A 265-nucleotide genomic window follows, 5' to 3' on the forward strand; every position below is an offset into this window, starting at 1 on the left:
GTTGCCATTTTTTACCTCCTGAATTCTCTCTCCCCCACATCATTATAGACGATTGCATTCGAAAAAAGTTTCTTTGCGCGGGTAGCTATCTATCACTTGGTTGTATTTTGGCGGCTTTTGGCGGCCACGGGCTGCCTTTATCCTACCATTCTTTTTCGCGTTGTACGGTGGAAAAGTATTGGAAAAAGCCTATCTTCCATAATAGAAGATAGGCCTGCCCCGATAAACAAATTGCTTACTTCAGCAATTTTTCAGCTTCTGCTAC

At 43.0% G+C, this 265-nt stretch carries 1 protein-coding gene; it reads left to right on the forward strand.

Annotated elements, in window-relative coordinates:
• Positions 1-212: hypothetical protein (locus tag SB775_RS30410; protein ID WP_410864983.1), on the forward strand; the 212-nt coding region annotated here is incomplete at its 5' end.
• Positions 213-265: the final 53 nt, after the last annotated feature.

The organism is Peribacillus sp. SIMBA_075, from assembly GCF_046534585.1.